Raw genomic sequence first — 1,816 nt, forward strand, 5'->3', positions numbered from 1 at the left:
GCCCCGGCGCCGGCGGCGTCATCTGGCGCACCGGCAGGGTGATCAGATCGCGCCAGCGCAGGGCGGCTTCGTCATAGCGGCCGAGGGAGTCGAGCGCCATGCCGGCCCAGCCGATCAGCTCGCGCAGCACATCGGTATTGCCCGGCGCCGTCCCGGCGAGCATCTTTTCGGCCTGCGCCAGCGCGGCTTCCGGATCATCCTTCATGCGGGCCCGGATCTTGATCACGCCGCTCAGGTGCAGCAGGGGATTGAGCGCCAGCGCGCGGTCGGCCCAGACTTCGGCCTGCGCCGCGTCGCCGTTGGCCAGGAAATAATTGGCGATCATCTCCACGCAGGCGGCGCTGGCCGGATTGGCTTCGTGCCACCGATCCAGCAAGGCCTTGGCGTCTTCGCGCCGGCGGCCGGAGATGTTGAGGCGGATCATCCACAGTTCGTCCACCAGCGGCGACTTGGCGAGGGCGGCTTCGCTGCGCGCCAGCGCTTCGTCCAGGCGGTCGTTTTCGGCCAGGATCATCGCCGCGAAGCCCAGGGTGGTCACATGGTCGGGCCGCCGGTCGAGCATGGGCAGGTAGTCGTCCAGCGCCTGCGGGGCACGGCCGCTGGCGGCCAGCAGCTCGCCGCGCACGCCGCGCACGGTGAAGTCTTCCGGGTTGCGCTGGATCATTTCATTGAGCACGTCCAGGGCGCCGTCGACGTCGCCCTGCTTGCGGCGGGCCTGGGCGAGCGCACGCAGGGTGGCCATCGAACGCGTCGGGTCCAGGGCCAGCGCGTTGGTGAAGGCCTGCTCGGCAAACGGCCACATCTCGCGCGACAGGTAGGACTTGCCCAGGGCCACCTGGGCTTCCTGCAGGTTGGGGTCGGACTGGGCCGCGGCGGTGAAGCAGCGCAGCGCCAGCTCGGCGTCGCCCCGGGCCTGGGCAAGGTAGCCCTGGGCAATGAGCACCTGCGGATGGTCGGCATTGACGCGCTGGGCCAGGCGCAGGTTGCGCTCGGCCTCGTCCAGGTCGCGCCGGCCCATCGCCAGGTGCACCAGGGTGACGTAGGCGCCCAGCTGGTTGGGATCGAGCTGCAGCGACTGCTTGAGGCCGGCGTGCGCCGCTTCGGAATTGCCTTCGGCCAGGTCCAGCGAGGCCAGGCTGAAATGCAGCGCCGACTGGTCCGGCGAAAGCGCGATGGCGCGCTCCAGCGCAACGCGGGCGCCGGCCAGGTCGCCGCTGTGGCGAAGGCAGATGCCGAGCAGGTGCTGGGCGGCGAAGTTCTGGGGTTCGGCGGCGACGAGTTCGCGGGCGGCCTTCTGGGCCGCGGCGTAGTCGCCCTGGCGCATGGCCTGCGTGATGTTGGCGAGCATGGGAATCTTCGGCTAAACGGAAGCCTGGATTGTAACGCGCGCGGCGCTGTCGACTGCGGCCAGCAGCCGGGCGGTGACCCAGCGCTCGGCATAGCCGCTCAGGCTGATGCCCTCGAGGAAGCCGCAGTGGCCGCCAAACCGGGCGATTTCCAGCCGGGAGTGGCCGGGCAGCTGCAGCACCGGGAACCCGGCCACCGGAATCACCGGGTCGTCGGCGGCCGCCAGTACGCTTACCGGCACCTGCAGGTTGGCCAGGCGGTCGCCGGCAACGGCGTAGCCGTCGAAATAGTTCTCCACGTCGGCCAGGGTGGTGTGGCGCTCCACCAGCCAGCGGGTCAGCCCGCGCATGTCCTGGGCCAGCACGGCGTCGTCGAAGTCGTGGTGCTGCGGGAACAGCGCGCGCTTGCGCAGCAGCGAGCTGCGCCACTTCTTCATGAAGTACCAGTGGTAGAACGGCGACCCGGACTC

At 70.3% G+C, this 1,816-nt stretch carries 1 protein-coding gene and 1 pseudogene; both read right to left on the reverse strand.

Annotated elements, in window-relative coordinates:
- Positions 1-1,348, reverse strand: a 1,348-nt coding sequence (locus tag K0M70_RS09965; RefSeq protein ID WP_290781721.1) for a tetratricopeptide repeat protein, incomplete at its 3' end; no start/stop codon positions are given.
- A gap of 12 nt (positions 1,349-1,360) precedes the next feature.
- Positions 1,361-1,816, reverse strand: a pseudogene (locus K0M70_RS09970) (alpha/beta hydrolase); the annotation flags it as partial.

This window comes from Arenimonas sp., from assembly GCF_019459675.1.
Classification (GTDB): Bacteria; Pseudomonadota; Gammaproteobacteria; order Xanthomonadales; family Xanthomonadaceae; genus Arenimonas.